The organism is Nocardia sp. NPDC056541, from assembly GCF_042794235.1.
In the GTDB taxonomy this organism is placed as follows: Bacteria; Actinomycetota; Actinomycetes; order Mycobacteriales; family Mycobacteriaceae; genus Nocardia.
The window spans coordinates 1-14,951 of sequence record NZ_JBHTUD010000022.1 but is presented as its reverse complement, the minus strand read 5'-3'; the positions used below and the strand labels follow the sequence as shown (position 1 = coordinate 14,951).

At 69.3% G+C, this 14,951-nt stretch carries 12 protein-coding genes and 1 pseudogene; 1 reads left to right on the top strand and 12 read right to left on the bottom strand.

Features of this window, described 5'->3' with window-relative positions:
• Positions 1-95: 95 nt before the first annotated feature.
• The 10 genes and pseudogenes from ACFQ9R_RS29605 to ACFQ9R_RS29560 all read right to left on the bottom strand — a co-directional run bounded on the left by ACFQ9R_RS29605 (position 96) and on the right by ACFQ9R_RS29560 (position 11,437).
• Positions 96-1,160: a hemolysin family protein gene (locus tag ACFQ9R_RS29605; protein ID WP_378995204.1), complete on the bottom strand. Its 1,065-nt coding sequence runs from the start codon at positions 1,158-1,160 to the stop codon at positions 96-98.
• Positions 1,153-2,508: a hemolysin family protein gene (locus tag ACFQ9R_RS29600; protein WP_378995202.1), complete on the bottom strand. Its 1,356-nt coding sequence runs from the start codon at positions 2,506-2,508 to the stop codon at positions 1,153-1,155. The genes ACFQ9R_RS29605 and ACFQ9R_RS29600 overlap by 8 nt, the downstream gene beginning before the upstream one ends.
• Positions 2,509-2,792: 284 nt before the next feature.
• Positions 2,793-4,229 carry a GuaB1 family IMP dehydrogenase-related protein gene (locus ACFQ9R_RS29595; protein ID WP_378627213.1) on the bottom strand — a complete coding sequence of 479 codons (1,437 nt, stop codon included), beginning with the start codon at positions 4,227-4,229 and terminating at the stop codon, positions 2,793-2,795.
• A 51-nt stretch (positions 4,230-4,280) separates the two neighbouring features.
• Positions 4,281-5,092: pseudogene (locus ACFQ9R_RS29590) on the bottom strand (DMT family transporter).
• Positions 5,093-5,259: 167 nt separating this feature from the next.
• A complete protein-coding gene (locus ACFQ9R_RS29585) occupies positions 5,260-6,711 on the bottom strand; it encodes a DEAD/DEAH box helicase (RefSeq protein ID WP_378995200.1) in 1,452 nt (483 codons plus the stop codon).
• A gap of 255 nt (positions 6,712-6,966) precedes the next feature.
• Complete coding sequence (locus ACFQ9R_RS29580; protein ID WP_378995198.1) at positions 6,967-7,905, bottom strand: M56 family metallopeptidase; 939 nt, start codon at positions 7,903-7,905, stop codon at positions 6,967-6,969.
• A gap of 64 nt (positions 7,906-7,969) precedes the next feature.
• Complete coding sequence (locus ACFQ9R_RS29575) at positions 7,970-8,359, bottom strand: BlaI/MecI/CopY family transcriptional regulator (RefSeq protein WP_279537543.1); 390 nt, start codon at positions 8,357-8,359, stop codon at positions 7,970-7,972.
• Between the two features lie 62 nt (positions 8,360-8,421).
• Positions 8,422-9,246 carry an ABC transporter ATP-binding protein gene (locus ACFQ9R_RS29570; protein ID WP_378995196.1) on the bottom strand — a complete coding sequence of 275 codons (825 nt, stop codon included), beginning with the start codon at positions 9,244-9,246 and terminating at the stop codon, positions 8,422-8,424.
• On the bottom strand, positions 9,243-10,379 hold the full coding sequence (locus tag ACFQ9R_RS29565; protein ID WP_378995343.1) for a FecCD family ABC transporter permease: 1,137 nt from the start codon (positions 10,377-10,379) through the stop codon (positions 9,243-9,245). Before ACFQ9R_RS29565 ends, ACFQ9R_RS29570 begins: the two co-directional genes overlap by 4 nt.
• An 11-nt stretch (positions 10,380-10,390) precedes the next feature.
• On the bottom strand, positions 10,391-11,437 hold the full coding sequence (locus ACFQ9R_RS29560; RefSeq protein WP_378995194.1) for a FecCD family ABC transporter permease: 1,047 nt from the start codon (positions 11,435-11,437) through the stop codon (positions 10,391-10,393).
• Positions 11,438-11,547: 110 nt separating this feature from the next.
• Between ACFQ9R_RS29560 and ACFQ9R_RS29555 the strand changes: the two genes are divergently transcribed.
• Positions 11,548-12,246: a hypothetical protein gene (locus ACFQ9R_RS29555; RefSeq protein WP_378995192.1), complete on the top strand. Its 699-nt coding sequence runs from the start codon at positions 11,548-11,550 to the stop codon at positions 12,244-12,246.
• Positions 12,247-12,330: 84 nt separating this feature from the next.
• On the opposite strand, the gene ACFQ9R_RS29550 is transcribed toward ACFQ9R_RS29555, so the two are convergent.
• Both ACFQ9R_RS29550 and ACFQ9R_RS29545 read right to left on the bottom strand, forming a co-directional pair.
• Positions 12,331-13,767 carry a wax ester/triacylglycerol synthase family O-acyltransferase gene (locus ACFQ9R_RS29550; RefSeq protein WP_378995190.1) on the bottom strand — a complete coding sequence of 479 codons (1,437 nt, stop codon included), beginning with the start codon at positions 13,765-13,767 and terminating at the stop codon, positions 12,331-12,333.
• On the bottom strand, positions 13,764-14,774 hold the full coding sequence (locus tag ACFQ9R_RS29545; RefSeq protein WP_378995341.1) for an alpha/beta hydrolase: 1,011 nt from the start codon (positions 14,772-14,774) through the stop codon (positions 13,764-13,766). The genes ACFQ9R_RS29550 and ACFQ9R_RS29545 overlap by 4 nt, the downstream gene beginning before the upstream one ends.
• Between the last annotated feature and the right edge of the window lie 177 nt (positions 14,775-14,951).

Sequence of the window (14,951 nt, the reverse complement as noted above, 5' to 3'; positions counted from 1 at the left end):
GCGCCCACCTGGTTACGCGGGGTGCCCCCCCCGCCAGGCCCCTCGGCACACGAAAACGGCCCGACCGGTTGGTCGGGCCGTTTTCGCGATCCGGGTTATTCGGCGAGGCGGTGGGTTCCGTCGCGCACGGTGCCCACGAACTCTTCGATCAGGTCCTCCAGGGCGACCACGCCGACGGTGTTGCCGCGGCTGTCGACCACCCGTCCCAGATGGCTGCTGGTACGGCGCAACCGGGCCAGCGCCTCGTAGAGCGGAGTTCCAGTGCTCACCGTGGGCAGCGGGCGGATGTCGGTGCGGGGGATGACGGTGTCCGGGCCCGCGTTGTCGTCGGCGACCTCGTCGAGGACGTCCTTGATGTGCAGGTAACCCACCAGGGAGCCGTCGGAGGCGGCGACCGGGTAGCGCGAGAAACCGGTTTCGGACACCGCTGCCTCGACCTCACCGAGGGTGGTGCCGTTGCCGATCAGCGGCACCGATCTGGCTTGGGCCAGCGGCACCATCACATCGCCGACGACCTGGTCGGAGGTGCCGAGGGCCTGCGTGAGCCTACGGTGTTCCTCCTCGTCGAGCAGCCCCTCGGAGCGGGATTCGCCGATCATCTCGGCCAATTCCACCGTCGAGACGGTCGCGTCCAGTTCGTCCTTCGGCTCGATGCGCATCATCCGCAGCGTCATGTTCGCGGCCAGGTTGTACAGCGCGATCAGCGGTCGGGCGATCCGCAACCACACCAGGTGAACCGGCACCAGCAGCAGCGCCGAGCGTTCCGGACCGGCCAGGGCGATGTTCTTCGGCACCATCTCGCCGAGCAGGATGTGCAGGATCACCACCACGGTGAGCGCGAGCGCGAAGCCCACCGGGTGCAGCAACTCATCGGGCAGGCCGAGCAGTTCGAACGGGCGCTCGATCAGGTGCGCGATCGCGGGCTCGCCGACGCGGCCGAGCAGGATCGAGCAGATGGTGATGCCGAGCTGAGCCGCGGCGAGCATGATCGACAGGTTCTCACCCGCCTCGATCACCGTCTGGGCCTTCTTCTTGCCTTGGGCGACAAGGGCTTCCAGCCGATCACGGCGGGCGGAGATGAGGGCGAACTCGGCGGCCACGAAGAACGCGTTGCCCGCCAGGAGGACGACGGTCAGCAAGATTCCGAACAGGTCACCCATGAGCGTTCTCCCGTGCCGAGAGGGCGGCCTCGTCGACGGGGATCAACCGCACCCGGTCGATGCGCCGTCCGTCCATCCGTTCCACCCGGGCGATCCAGCCGCCCCCGGAACCGCGGGATTCGGGCAGCACCGCTTCGTCGCCGGTCACCGGTATGCGGCCGAGCTGGGCCAGTACCAGCCCGCCGAGGGTTTCGTATTCGCCCTCGGGTGCGTCGTAGCCGGTCGCGCGCGACACCTCGTCGATGCGCATCAGACCCGAGCAGTCCCAGCCGTCGGAGACCCGGCGCACATCGCGCTCCTCCTCGTCGTGCTCGTCGCGCACGTCGCCGAGGATCTCCTCGATCAGGTCCTCCATGGTCACCATGCCCGCGGTGCCGCCGTATTCGTCGACGACCAGAGCCACCTGCATGCCGTCGGCGCGGACGCGCTCGAGGACTTCGTCGCCGTCCAGGCTGGCGGGCACGATCGGCACCGCGACGGCGAGGTCGCTGAGCTGGATCTGCTTGCGCAGCTCACCCGGGTGGGTGAACGCCTGCTTGACGTGCACCACGCCGAGGGTGTTGTCGAGGTCGCCGTCGACCACCGGGAACCGGGAGTAGCCGGTGCGCGCGGCGGCGGCGATGAGATCGGCGATGGTGTCGTGGCGGTCCAGCGATTCGACCTTCACGCGCGGTGTCATCAGGTCCTCGGCGCTGCGCTCACCGAATTCCAGCGAGCGGTCCATCACCTGCGCGGTGCGCTGATCCATCGCGCCACGCATCGCGGAGGTGCGCACCAGCGAACCGAGTTCCTGAGGCGAGCGGGCCGAGCGCAGTTCCTCGGCGGGTTCGATGCCGAGCCTGCGGACCACCCAGTTGGCGGCGCCGTTGAGAAAACGGATGAGCCACTTGAACAGGGCGGAGAAGCCGATCATCGGACCCGCGGTGAGCCGGGCGACCATCATCGGCTCGGCGATCGCGATGTTCTTGGGCACCAGTTCGCCGTAGATCATCGACAGCGAGGTCGCGATGATCAGGGCCAGCGCCAAGGCGACGCCGTGCGAGGCGTTTTCGCTCAACCCGATGCCGTCCAGCAGCGGATCGAGCAGCCGGGCCAGAACGGGTTCGGCGATGTAGCCGGTGATCAGCGTCGTGATGGTGATGCCGAGCTGAGCGCCGGAGAGCTGGAACGACAGGGTGTGATGGGCCTGTTTCACCAGGCGTGACCGGGTGTCACCTTCCCGAGCGGCCGCTTCGACGGTGCTGCGTTCCAGTGCGGTGAGGGAGAACTCGGCGGCGACGAACAGTGCCGTTCCGAGAGTGAGTGCGACGAAGCCGAGCAGGCTGAGCACAGTCAGAACGATGGACATCCTCAGCACCACCCGAGTGGGGGCGCGGTAGGGAAACCGGGGGATCGAACGGACGCTGCGGAAAGGAGGACGCCGGGTTTGTCACCCGGCTCCGTAGAGGAGCCCTCCTGTGTGGCGCCCTTGGACGCGGGTGACAACTGGATCCTTTCGAGGCGGGAGTCGAGCATGTGCCGTGATCGGCAACTCCATAGTAATCCGTGCCCACCCATGATGCGTCAGCGGCGCGGCCCCGGCACGCCGACGGCGGCCGATCGAAGGGTTCGATCGGCCGCCGCGGGCGCGGTTCACCAGCCGCTGGGTAGCGGCCGGCCTTCGGCGAAGCCGGCGGCGGACTGCACGCCGAGCACGGCCTTGTCGTGGAATTCCGGCAGCGAGCGAGCACCGGCGTAGGTGCACGAGCTGCGCACACCCGAACAGATGTGGTCGATGAGATCCTCGACGCCGGGACGCTCGGGATCCAGACGCATCCGCGAGCTGGAGATGCCCTCTTCGAACAGTGCCTTGCGGGCGCGGTCGAAGCTGCTGTCGGCGGCGGTACGAGCGGCGACAGCACGCTTGGACGCCATGCCGAAGCTCTCCTTGTACTTGTTGCCGTCGCGGTCGATGCGCAGGTCGCCGGGGGACTCGTAGGTACCGGCGAACCAGGAACCGATCATCACGTTCGACGCGCCCGCGGCCAGCGCCAGCGCCACGTCGCGGGGGTGCCGGACGCCACCGTCGGCCCACACGTGCACGCCGAGTTCCTTTGCCGCGGCGGCACATTCGGCCACGGCGGAGAACTGTGGGCGACCGACGCCGGTCATCATGCGGGTGGTGCACATGGCGCCGGGGCCGACACCGACCTTGATGATGGTCGCGCCGGCCTCGGCCAGATCGCGGGTGCCCTCGGCGGAGACCACATTGCCCGCGACCAGGGGCAGGCCGAGACCGAGATCGGCGACGGTGCGCAAAGATTCGAGCATTTTGGTCTGGTGGCCGTGCGCGGTGTCGAGGACGAGCACATCGGCGCCCGCCTCGGCCAGGGCCTTCGCCTTGGCGGCCACGTCGCCGTTGATGCCGACGGCGGCGGCGACGCGCAGCTTGCCGTTCGCGTCGACCGCGGGGGTGTAGATGCCGGCGCGGACGGTGCCGGTGCGGGTCATCACGCCCGCGAGGGTGCCGTCGGGGTGGGTGAGCACCGCGAGCTGGGCGTGGGCCTCGGCGAGGCGGTCGAAGATGTCGCGCGGGGACGCCTCGACGGCCACCTGGACGAAGTCGGTGAACGCGACCTCGCGCAGGCGCGCGAACCGGTCCACATCGGCGCAGGCGGCCTCGGTGACGACGCCGACCGGCTTGCCGTCCTCGACGACCACGACGGCGCCGTGGGCGCGCTTGTGCATCAGCGCCACCGCGTCGGACACCGAACGATCGGGGTCGAGAGTGACGGGGGTGTCGGCGGTGAGCGAGCGGCTCTTGACGAACGCGATGGTGTCGGCGGCCGCGGGGATCGGCAGATCCTGGGGAAGTACCACGATGCCACCGCGGCGGGCGACGGTCTCGGCCATCCGCTTGCCCGCGACCGCGGTCATGTTCGCGACCACGAGGGGGATGGTGGTACCGGTCCCGTCGACGCTGGCCAGGTCCACATCGAACCGGGACGCGACATCGGTCCGGTTCGGGACCAGGAAGAGGTCGTCGTAGGTCAGGTCATACGGCGGCTGGGGTCCCGGAAGAAATCGCACTTGATTGATAGTAGCCCTGTGAGCCCAGCGGCGGGCAAATCCCGCGAGGTGTCAGCGCGTGGGCTCGGCGGTGACCGCTCTGGTGTGACACAGCGCCACGGTCGCCGCGCACATCACGACGACACAGACTCCGACGACGACCAGTCCGAGACCGCTGGTACGCAGGTGCTCGTCGAGAGCGGTGAGGCCGAGGAACGCGGCGGCCAGTGGTTCGGCGATCGTCGCCGCGGGGAGTGAGGCCGACAGCGGTCCGGCCTGGAATGCGCGCTGCTGCAGGTACACGCCGAGCAGTCCCGCGGCCACCAGCGTCCAGGTCTGCCAGCCGCCGAGCACCGCGCCGATCCCGTCACCGAACAGGGTGACCACGCGATCGGTGAGTGCGGCCGCCATCCCGAACAGCGCGCCGCCGGCGAGGCCGAGAGCGAGCGCCTGTCCCGATCGGCTGCTGATCGTCAGCCCGGCGACGGCCGCGCCTCCGACGACGCCGAGCAGAATCGCCAAGGGCACCAACCATTCCCGGAAGGGGCCGTGTCCTCGCCCGCTGTCGGATCGCCCACGATCAGGAACAGCGCGAGCGCCGCGACGAGGATCAGCGCGGTCGTGGCGGCACGCGCGGTGATCCGCTGCCCGTTCAGCCGCGCGGACAGCGGCAGCGCGAAGACCAAGGCGCTCACCAGAATCGGTTGCACCACCAGCACCGCGCCGAATGCCAGCGCGAGAACCTGCATCGCGTAACCACCGGTGTCGCCGACGATTCCGGACCACCAGCGTGGGCTGCGGAGCAGGCCGCCGAGCAGGGGCGTGCCTTCGGGCACTGCCGCGGCCGCCCGCTGCTGCGCTACGGCGCCCAGTGCGATCAACATGGCCGCGATCAGCGCGCACACGATGGTGGCGATCTCGTGGTTCGTCACGGGCTCAGTGTGCGCGCTCCGGCGCTCGTCGGCGCTGATCTACGAACGAGAGTCGCGGGGTTCGGGTACCCGGAAACAGACGCGTGGCCGAACCGTAATCGGTTCGGCCACGCGTTGATTCAGTTTGCCGTGCGGTTGCGGTGCGCGGCGGGAGCTGCCGGACGCGCGGCGCGACGACGAGAATTCGTCGGCGTGTCGCCCGTGCGGGCGTGTCCACCGGAGCGCGTGCGCGGTTCGTGCGCCGGACGTTCACGGCGCGGCGCGCCGCCACGGCCCGGTTCGGCGGCCGGAGCGCCACCGGTGCGCGGACGACGAGTACGCCCGCTCCCGTTCGCCGAGCGGGTCGGCTGGGCGGGGGCGACCGGCGCGGCCAGTGCGATCCCACTGGGCTTGCGAGCGCCGGTGATCTCCACCAGGTTCCGGTCGCCGGGGCGCACGTCGACACCGTCGGTGCGCACGCCCGCCTTGCGGGTCATCGCGGCGACGTCCTTGCGTTCCTCGTCGGTGACGAGGGTGACCACGACACCGTCCTCCCCGGCGCGCGCGGTGCGCCCGGCACGGTGCAGGTAGGCCTTGTGCTCGGCGGGCGGGTCGAAGTGCACGACCAGCGAGACACCGTCGATGTGGATACCGCGCGCGGCGACGTCGGTGGTGACCAGCACCGGCACCGACCCGTCGGCGAAGGCCGCCAGGGTGCGCACACGGTTGTTCTGTGCCTTGCCGCCGTGCAGCGAGCCCGCGTCGACGCCGGCGCCGCGCAGCTGCTTGGCCAGGCGGTCGGCGCCGTGCTTGGTACGCACGAACATGATGGTCAGGCCCTCACGCGCGGCGATCTCGGTGGCCACGGTGCGCTTGATGTTCTTGTCGCGCACGTAGAGCAGGTGGTGGGTCATGGTGCTCACCGAGGCCTCGGCGGGCGCGGTCGAGTGGGTCACCGGGTTGTGCATGTAGCGCTTGACCAGCTTGTCCACGTCACCGTCGAGGGTGGCCGAGAACAGCAGGCGCTGACCCTGTTTCGGGGTGCGGTCGAGCAGGCGGGTGACCTGGGGCAAAAAGCCCATGTCGGCCATGTGGTCGGCCTCGTCGAGCGCGGTGATCGTCACGTCCGACAGGTCGGCGGCGCGCTGCTTGATCAGGTCGTCGAGGCGACCGGGGGTCGCGATGAGCAGGTCGACACCGCGGGCGAGGCGGTCGGCCTGACGCTTGATCGGTGCGCCACCGACGACGGAGGCCACGCGCAGGCCCAGCGAGCGGGCGGCGTCTTCCAGGGCCTTCTCGATCTGAGTGGCCAGTTCGCGAGTCGGTACCAGTACCAGGCCGCGCGGGCGACCGGGCTTGGACTGCGAGCCCTCGGCCAGGCGGGTCAGCATCGGCAGGCCGAAGGCGAGGGTCTTGCCCGAGCCGGTCGGGCCGCGACCCAGCACGTCACGCCCGGACAGGGCGTCGCCGATCGTGGCGGCCTGGATGGGGAAGGGCTTGTCGATGCCCGCGTTGCGCAGGGTCTGCACCAGTTCGACGGGCAGGCCGAGTTCGGCGAAGGTCGGTTCGTTGGGCACGGCAGAGTTGGTCAAGGTGGCCTTTCGTTGGGCTGCGAATCGCGCCGAACGATGATCGGCGCCGATTACCCGAATACGCGCCTCGGCGTGAGCGGGGTGCGGCCCAGCAGGAAGGACCGGTCTCCCAGGATAGGCGTGTTCGGGCTCGGTTGGGTAAACAGGCTGGTCAACGAAGTGGTTGTGGCAAGGTCTGTGCCGCTGCGCAGCAGGGAGCGGTGGTGCGGTCGGCGCGTAGGCCGCACGGGGGAGAACCAGCGGCGGATCGCCAGGTCAGCCGTAGAAGAGCCGGTTGAGCTCCTGCAGCCACGGCACCGCGACGGCCAGTGTCGGCACGACCAGAATCGCGGCCGAGCCGAGGTAGGCGGCGGTGGCGACTCTCACGTCTCCAGTGGTGCTCGCGAGCCGCTGGATGCGGATCAGGGTGCTCGGTCCGCCCGCGGCGAGCGCACCCTGCGGTGCGGTGGATTTGGCGCAGGCGATCAGGGCGCGAGCCAGCGGCTTGGGCCCGGTGACCTTCACCGCGGAGTCGTCGGCGAGTAGTTCGATCAGCAGTTTCACCTGGCCGAGCGCGGCCTTGCTGCGGACAACCCGGGGAAAAGCCTCGTGCACGGCGGTGAACGCCTCGAGCACCAGATCGTGGCGTGCGCGCAGGTGTGAGCGTTCGTGGCTCACGATGGCGGTGACCTCGGAGTCGTCGAGGCTGGTCAGCGTGCCTTCGCTGATCACCACCCGCTGGCGAAGGCCCGGCAGGCAGTAGGCGATGGGTTCGGTGGCGGCCAGCACGCGGATGTCGGCGGCGCGGCGCACCGGACCGCTCTGATCGAGCAGGTCGACCAGCATGCGATGACGGGAGCGGCGGCGCCGGGTGTGCACGCCGACGCGCACGATCGAGAACATCAGCCGGGCGCCGACCATCAGGGTCAGAGCGAAGACCAGCACATACAGCGTCCACAGCGGCAGACCGAGCGCGTCGATCTCCTGGGTGGGCGAGGTGGTGGGCCGACCGTCAGGGCCGGGCACGAGCAGCAGGCTGGCGATGGCCAGCCCCGATCCGAAGGCGCTGAGCACGGCGGCCAGCGCGATCGCCTGCCACAACACCAGCGCCGCGCGCGGGCTGCGGTGCACCCAGGTAGCGCGACTGAGCAGCGCTGGTACCGGCCCTGCGAGAAGCAAGGCGAGACCAGCAAAGACTGCCGCGGTTGCGTTCATCGACTCTGCTCACTGCGTTGTGGGGCCAGTGGCGCTCACTCCATTGTGAGAGCCGCCAGGGAGTCTAGCCGCTGTTTTCGTCGGATTCGAGCTTGGCGAGTGCCTCGCGCAGCGCATCCGCTTCGTCTTTGCCTACTTGCTCCACGAAGTGCACCAGCGCCGCGGCGCGACTACCTGCGGCGTCGGCCTGTTGCAAGGCGTCGACCATCAGGCTCGCGACCAGTTCGTCGCGGCTGTGAACCGGTGCGTATCGATGCGCGCGATCGTCGCGTCGCTGAACCACCAGGTCCTTCTTCGCCAGTCGTTGGAGCACCGTCATCACCGTGGTGTACGCGAGCTCGCGCCGCGCGGCCAGCGCTTCGTGGACCTGCCGCACCGTCAGTGGCTCATCGGCCGACCACAACTGGTCCATGACCGCTTTTTCGAGTTCGCCGAGACCTGCCATCCCACCGATTTTACGGCCTCAACGACAAACATGCGTACTACAGATTGTCGTAACGGGGTGTTTGCTGTGTGTCATTCGTCATACCCGACCGCGCCGTGCACGTGCCGGGTGCCGATCGGGACGATCATCGGCCGCCCCGAGACCGGATCTGTCAGGACGGTGGCCTCGAGCCCGAAGACCTCGGCGAGCAGTTCGGCACTGACGATGTCGGCCGGTTTGCCTCGCGCCACGATCGCGCCCGCGCGCATCACCACGAGCTCGTCGCTGTAGCGGATGGCGAGGTTGAGATCGTGCAGCACCATCACCACCGTGCGCCCGAACTCGGCGTGCAGGCGGTCGACGAGGTCGAGGACTTCCAGCGAGTGCGCGAGATCGAGGTAGGTCGTCGGCTCGTCGAGGAGCAGGATGTCGGTGCCCTGGGCCAGCGCCATGGAGATCCAGGCGCGCTGGCGCTGGCCGCCGGAGAGTTCGTCGAGGGTCCGGTCGGCCAGGTCGGCGATACCGGTCTGGGCCAGCGCGGCCGCGACCTCGGTCTCGTCGTCGGCCGACCACTGCCGCAACCAGGACTGATGCGGATGACGTCCCCGCGCGACCAGATCGGCGACGGTGAGCCCTTCGGGCGCGACCGGAGTCTGCGGCAGCATGCCGATCACCCTGGCCACGTCCTTGGTCTTCATCGACGAGATGGCCTTGCCGTCGAGGACGACCTGTCCCGCGCTGGGGCGCAGCAGCCTGCCCAGCGATTTCAGCAGTGTCGACTTGCCGCAGCCGTTGGGGCCGATGACCGTGGTGACCACGCCGGGCGCGATGTCGAGGCTGAGCTCGTCGACGATCACCCGCTCGCCGTAGCCGAGGGACACGGCGTCGGCGGCGAGGCGATGAGCGGGGCTGGTCATGAGAGCGTGGCCTTCCGATTCATGCGGACGAGCAGGTAGAGCAGGAACGGTCCGCCGAGCGCGGCGGTGACGATACCGACCGGCAGGTCGACGGGCAGGAGTGCGCGCGAGACGACATCGGCCCCCGCGACCAGTGCGGCACCGGTCAGCGCCGAGGCGATCAGGGGCTCACCCGCGGTCCGCAGCGCCATTCTCGCGATCTGCGGTGCGGCGAGGGCGACGAATCCGACCGGCCCGACGGCGGCGGTCGCCACCGAAGCCGCCACGACCGACGCGCCGATGAGCAGTGCCTGTTGCGACTGGATCCGCACACCGAGCACCCTCGTCGAATCCTCGCCGAGGCGCAGCGCGGCCAGTGTGCGCGCCGACACCAGCGACACCACGGTCACGACCGACAGGGCGATGACGGCGGGCACGACCCTCGACATGTCGGCTCCGTTGAGCGACCCGGTGAGCCACAGCTGGGCACGGGCGGCATCGGTCAGGCTGGCGCGGGTGAGCAGCCAGCTGATCACCGACATCAGGACCGCGTTCACGCCGATGCCGATCAGGACGAGCCGGAACCCGGTGACCCCGCGTTCGCCGCCGCCTCCGCGGCCCCAGGCCAGTAGATAGATGACGACCGCGGTCATCAGGCCGCCGGTCAGCGCGGCGATCGGGGCTCCCACGGTCGCGACCAGTCCGGTTGTCGCACCACCGCTGCCGACCAGCACCGCGACGGCGCCGACGCTGGCGCCGGTGGTGATGCCGAGGACGTCCGGCCCGGCGAGTGGGTTGTGCAGGATCGACTGCATCAGCGCGCCCGACAATCCGAGCGCGGCTCCGACGACCACGGCTGTCAGCGCCCGTGGCAATCGTGATTCGATGATGATGAAGCGCTGGGATCGGGTGCCGCCGCCGCCGAGCACGTCGAGGACGCGTCCCAGGGGGATTTGGGTATCACCGACGGCGATGTCCAGGCAGAACAGTGCGAACACCGCGACCGCCAGTGCCACGACGACGCCGAACACGACCGGCCGCAGCACCAACGACACCGGCCCGACCCGCAGCGCGGGTCGCACCCGGCGTAGCTCGGTCACTGCCCGGTCGGCGTTCGCGGGTTCGGCGGCGACCCGGTCGGCGGCCTTGCCCATCTCGACCCCACTCACAGCGCCACCAACTTCTTGCGACGCACCAACGCGATGAAGAACGGCGCGCCGATGGCGGCCAGCATCACCCCGACCTGGAGTTCGCCGGGCCGGGCGATCACCCGCCCGGCGACGTCGGCGACGAGCAGCAGCAACCCGCCGAGCAGCCCGGAATAGGGGATCAGCCACTTGTTGTCGGGTCCGGTGATGGTCCGGGCCATGTGTGGAACCACCAGCCCCAGAAACGCGATCGGTCCGATCGCCGCGGTCGCCCCGCCGCTGAGCAGCACCACCGCGAGCAGGCCGAAGGCCCGCGCCCGGGTGACGTCGACGCCGAGTCCGCGGGCGACATCGTCACCGAGGCTCAGCAGATTCAGGCTGGGTGCCGCGGCCATGGCCATGCCGAGGCCGATCACCAGAAACGGCAGGACCTCCCAGAACACTTCCGCTTCGCGCCCGGCCACGTTGCCGACCACCCAGAACCGATAGGTGTCGAGCGCCGCGTTGTCGAGCACGATGATCGCGTTCGTCATCGCCTGGAGGAAGGCGGTCACCGCCGCGCCGGCCAGGATCAGGCTCAGTGGACTCGCCTTGCCCCCGCCGATCGAGGAGACCCCGAACACGATCACCCCCGCGATCGCCGACCCGGCGAAGGCGAACCAGATGTATTGCGCGGGTGCGGTGAACCCGAACAGGAAGATGCTCAGCGCGGCCAGAAAGCCCGCGCCCGCATTCAGTCCTAACAATCCGGCATCAGCGAGCGGATTCCGGGTATACCCCTGGATGAGCGCGCCCGCGACGCCCAACGCCACTCCGGCGAACAGGGCCAATGCGGTGCGCGGCAGACGCAGCTCACGCACGATTTCCTCGGCGGTGGAGCGGGCCGGGCAATGGAACGGGCCGCCGACGCAGCCGAGGGCGTGCGTGACGGCGTCGAACACCGTGGTGGGTGCGAGCGAGCGGGTGCCGATGGCAATGCTCGCCACCACCGCCACGGTGAGCAAGACAACGAGCAGCAGAAGCCCGGTCAGACGACGACGTCTGACGGTGCCAGGGTGGATCACGGCGACGAACTTCTCCTGCCTCGAAACCGGACACGACTTGTGAAGTCTGGTAAGCCTAACCTATGTTCCGAGACATCATCGTCACGGGAACCAACGTTCGAGGAGGTTCGATGTCCGAGCCCGTCACCACCGCTACGTCCCGCACCACCGCCGCGTTCGACCGCGCCTGTGCCAGGTTGCAAGCGCTGCAACCCGAGCATCCACGCGTGTATGCCGTCGCGGCGATGAGCGGGCAGGGCAAACGGCGATGGTGGCATGTGCCCAACGGGCTGTCCGAGGGCCGTGTCGAGCTGATGTACCGCCGGCACGCCGCGGAGATGATCAACGACGAGATCGCCGCCGAAGTGGTGGCCACCGCGCTCATCCACGCCGTGGCGGGCCGCGTCACGGCACTGTTCGTGATGGACGCGCACGCCTGGGATCCGGGCCGCGACAACCTGTGGATCCACCACGACAACGACGGCGGCATCGACTGGGCGGGCTTGTCCGACACCACGATTCGCGTCGTCGACTGCGATCCCGAGCCGGGTGCGGTCGCCTTCCCCTGTGAAGCCGCCATGGCGGTTTGGCTCGCCCAACGCTGCGCGTCGTCGCTGATCCCGCTGCAATCGGTCCTCACTCGCTGCTCCGGTCTGCCCGCTCGCCGGTTCTGGACCCTCGTGGGCGAATCCATCATCGGCGCGGCGACCTATGTCCCCGATCTGGCACGCGCCGATGTCTCCGCGGGCGCGCGCCGTGGCCAGCTGCTGCTCGGTGCCTTCGAGGAACGCGGTCTCCCGGTGCGCCGCAGCAGCTGCCTGCAGCGCTAGTCATATCTGGACGGTTGATCATCAGGATCTCACGTCGGTATCCGCCGCGCGAATCCGGTGATCGCGGATACGGGCGGCCGCCGCTCAGGCGCTGGTCGGCGCCGCTTTTCCGAGGGCGTGCAGGGCGGCGGCCAGTGCGCGGAACGAGGCGAGGATCAACTCGCCGTAGTGCTCCGGGTCCGGCATCATCGCGGCGTTCGTCGTGACCGCGATGACGATCTCCTCACCCTGCGAGGTGATCAGGTGACGCAGGCCGTCGCCGTCGAGGATGGGCAGTGACCCGACCGCTCGACGAACCGGCCGGTCACAGAAGACCAGGGTGTCGGTCACCGGCGGCACGTTGCTGATCGTGGTGTTGCAGAACGGCACTGTCGCCGCGTCGTCGAAACGCCGTTGCGCCCTTGCCCATCCGGCGGCGCGCAGCAGCAGCGCGGGCGCGGTCTGCACCCGCCGGTCGGTGCGTTGTACCACCGGGTCGGCGGTGCGCTGTTTGGCGCGGCCCGCCGACTGCTGAATCGCGGTCAGCCGCTCGATCGGGTCGGCGATATCGGTGTGCAGGTCGACGATCATCTGGCTGAGCTGATTCGCCGAATCCCATTCGGCGACACCGCGCATCGACATCGGCACCATGGCGGCCAGCGCGCCGTCGGGTGTTTCGTCGTGCTCGGCGAGGTAGGTGGCCAGTGCGCCGGAGATCGTCGTGAGCATCAGGTCGTTGATCGTGACCCGGTGGGGCGCCGCGGTTTTCGCGGCGAGCACCTCCGGCATCGGGATCGGGATCGGCAACAGGTGAAAGGTCAGCTCCGCACCGATGTCCCGGTTGAATCGGGTGGCCGGGCGCTCGGCGACCGGATCGTGGACGGTACCCGCATCGATCAGGGCCCGCAGCTCGTCCTGCGCCTTCCGCGCACGGCGCAGACCGGCGACGAAGCGTACCGGCGCCGCCGCGAGCGCGCCCGCGGTGCGCGCCGCGGTGGTCAGCGGCCGTGCCTCGTCGAGCCGGATCGCGGGGGCGGGTTCGGTGCCGAACAGCCGCCGCTCGAGTGCCCGGGTCGCCACGCCGTCGCCGACGCTGTGGTGGAACTTCAGCGCCACGACCGTGGTCGTGCCCGGCATCGCCGGTACGCCCTCGACGCGGTCCAGCACATGGACCTCCCATGGTGGTCGTGTCAGATCCATCCGGGCGGAGGTGATCTCGGCGATCCGGGCACGGGCGTCGTCCCACGAACCGGGGAGGTCCAGGGTGACGTGGTCGCGCACCGACAGGGTCGGGTCGGGCTCCCAGTACGGCAGATCGAGATCCATCGGGACGCGCCGCAAGCGCCGGTGGAACAGTTCCGCGTGGCCGATGCTCGCGCGCGCCCAGTCCAGTACCTGGGCGATCGTCAGCGGGGCGTGGCCCGACGCGTCGGCGAAGTAGACCGCGACGATGTTCGACAGATGCCGGTCGGTCTCGTCGTAGACGAACACGGCGTCGCGCGGACTCAGTCGCCGGGAGCCCACCCGGAGTTCGGCGCTCATAGGCCCAGGGCTGTCGCCATCATCGGCCAGGAGGCGTGGAGGTCGTCCTCCCAATAGCCCCACGAGTGGGTACCGGTCGGTCGGATGTTGTAGGTGATATTCGTGCGGCCGAGCTCTCGGGTGCGCTGGGCCAGATTCGCGGTGCAATACGCCGTCGCGGCTTCGATACCGCCGCCGACGAGCATTTGATTCGTGAGAATCGAAGTCGGATTCTTTCCGTTGATATGTACGCGCGGATTCGACAACGTGTCGTGTGGTCCCGGCAACCCGGTGCCCGCGGAAATATAGATCGGGATATTCGGCAAACGATGGGCTTGCACGTAGGGATCGTGCTCGCGCCAGGCGGCGTCGGTCTCGGGACCCCACATGTTCTCGGTGTTGCCGCCGCCCATCCGCACGACGAGGGAGACGAAGGCCCGGCCGATCGGATCGCTGGTCATCGCGCACCCGCTGTACGCGGAGACACTGCGGTACAGGTCGGGCGCCTGGATCGCGAGATCGAGGACCGAGGTTCCCGCCATCGAGATACCGGCGAGGGAGTTGACGCCGTCGGTGCCGAAGGCGGCGTCGATCACGGGCGGCAGCTCCCGGGTGAGGAACGTCGTCCACATGTTGTTGCCGTTGTTCTCGAGGTTCTTCGCCAGGCCGGCGTCGGGTCGCTGCCAGTCGGTGTAGTAGCTGAACGCGCCTTCCATCGGGATGACGACGTTGACGTGTTTGTCCGCGAAGAACCCACCGGCATCGGTCTGACCGGGCCAGTTGGCCGAATCCTCGCCGCCGCCCGCGCCGTTCAGCAGATACAGCGTCGGTGCCGGGGTCGAGGTGTCGACCGGCCGGAGCACCCGCAGGGCGATCGTGCGATCCATGGCGGGGGAGTAGACGCTGATATCGGCGACCTGGCCGGACTGCGTCTGGCTCATCAGGCGCGCGCCGGGCGCGGCCGAAGCCTGCGCGCGGTCGACGAACAGGGGCGTCGAGGCCAGCGCCAGGACGCAGACGGCCGACATGATCGCGCGGAGCATTTCGTTCTTCATGGTGTTGCGAGCCTGCTGACTTCTCGGGGCGGAAGCGGGGCCGGCCACGCCGTGCCCGCCCCCCCACCCCCCCGGCAAAAAAAACGCGGGGGAAAAATGCCCGGGGGTGGCGGCCCCCCCCACACCCGAAAACCCGCCGAGATTAAAGGC

Excerpts from the sequence above, each read along its gene's own strand:
- ACFQ9R_RS29605 (WP_378995204.1), bottom strand. The coding sequence starts at position 1,160 with ATGGGTGACCTGTTCGGAATCTTGCTGACCGTCGTCCTCCTGGCGGGC.
- ACFQ9R_RS29600 (WP_378995202.1), bottom strand. The coding sequence starts at position 2,508 with ATGTCCATCGTTCTGACTGTGCTCAGCCTGCTCGGCTTCGTCGCACTC.
- ACFQ9R_RS29580 (WP_378995198.1), bottom strand. The coding sequence starts at position 7,905 with ATGAACGCAACCGCGGCAGTCTTTGCTGGTCTCGCCTTGCTTCTCGCA.
- ACFQ9R_RS29570 (WP_378995196.1), bottom strand. The coding sequence starts at position 9,246 with ATGACCAGCCCCGCTCATCGCCTCGCCGCCGACGCCGTGTCCCTCGGC.
- ACFQ9R_RS29565 (WP_378995343.1), bottom strand. The coding sequence starts at position 10,379 with ATGGGCAAGGCCGCCGACCGGGTCGCCGCCGAACCCGCGAACGCCGAC.
- ACFQ9R_RS29555 (WP_378995192.1), top strand. The coding sequence starts at position 11,548 with ATGTCCGAGCCCGTCACCACCGCTACGTCCCGCACCACCGCCGCGTTC.
- ACFQ9R_RS29550 (WP_378995190.1), bottom strand. The coding sequence starts at position 13,767 with ATGAGCGCCGAACTCCGGGTGGGCTCCCGGCGACTGAGTCCGCGCGAC.
- ACFQ9R_RS29545 (WP_378995341.1), bottom strand. The coding sequence starts at position 14,774 with ATGTCGGCCGTCTGCGTCCTGGCGCTGGCCTCGACGCCCCTGTTCGTC.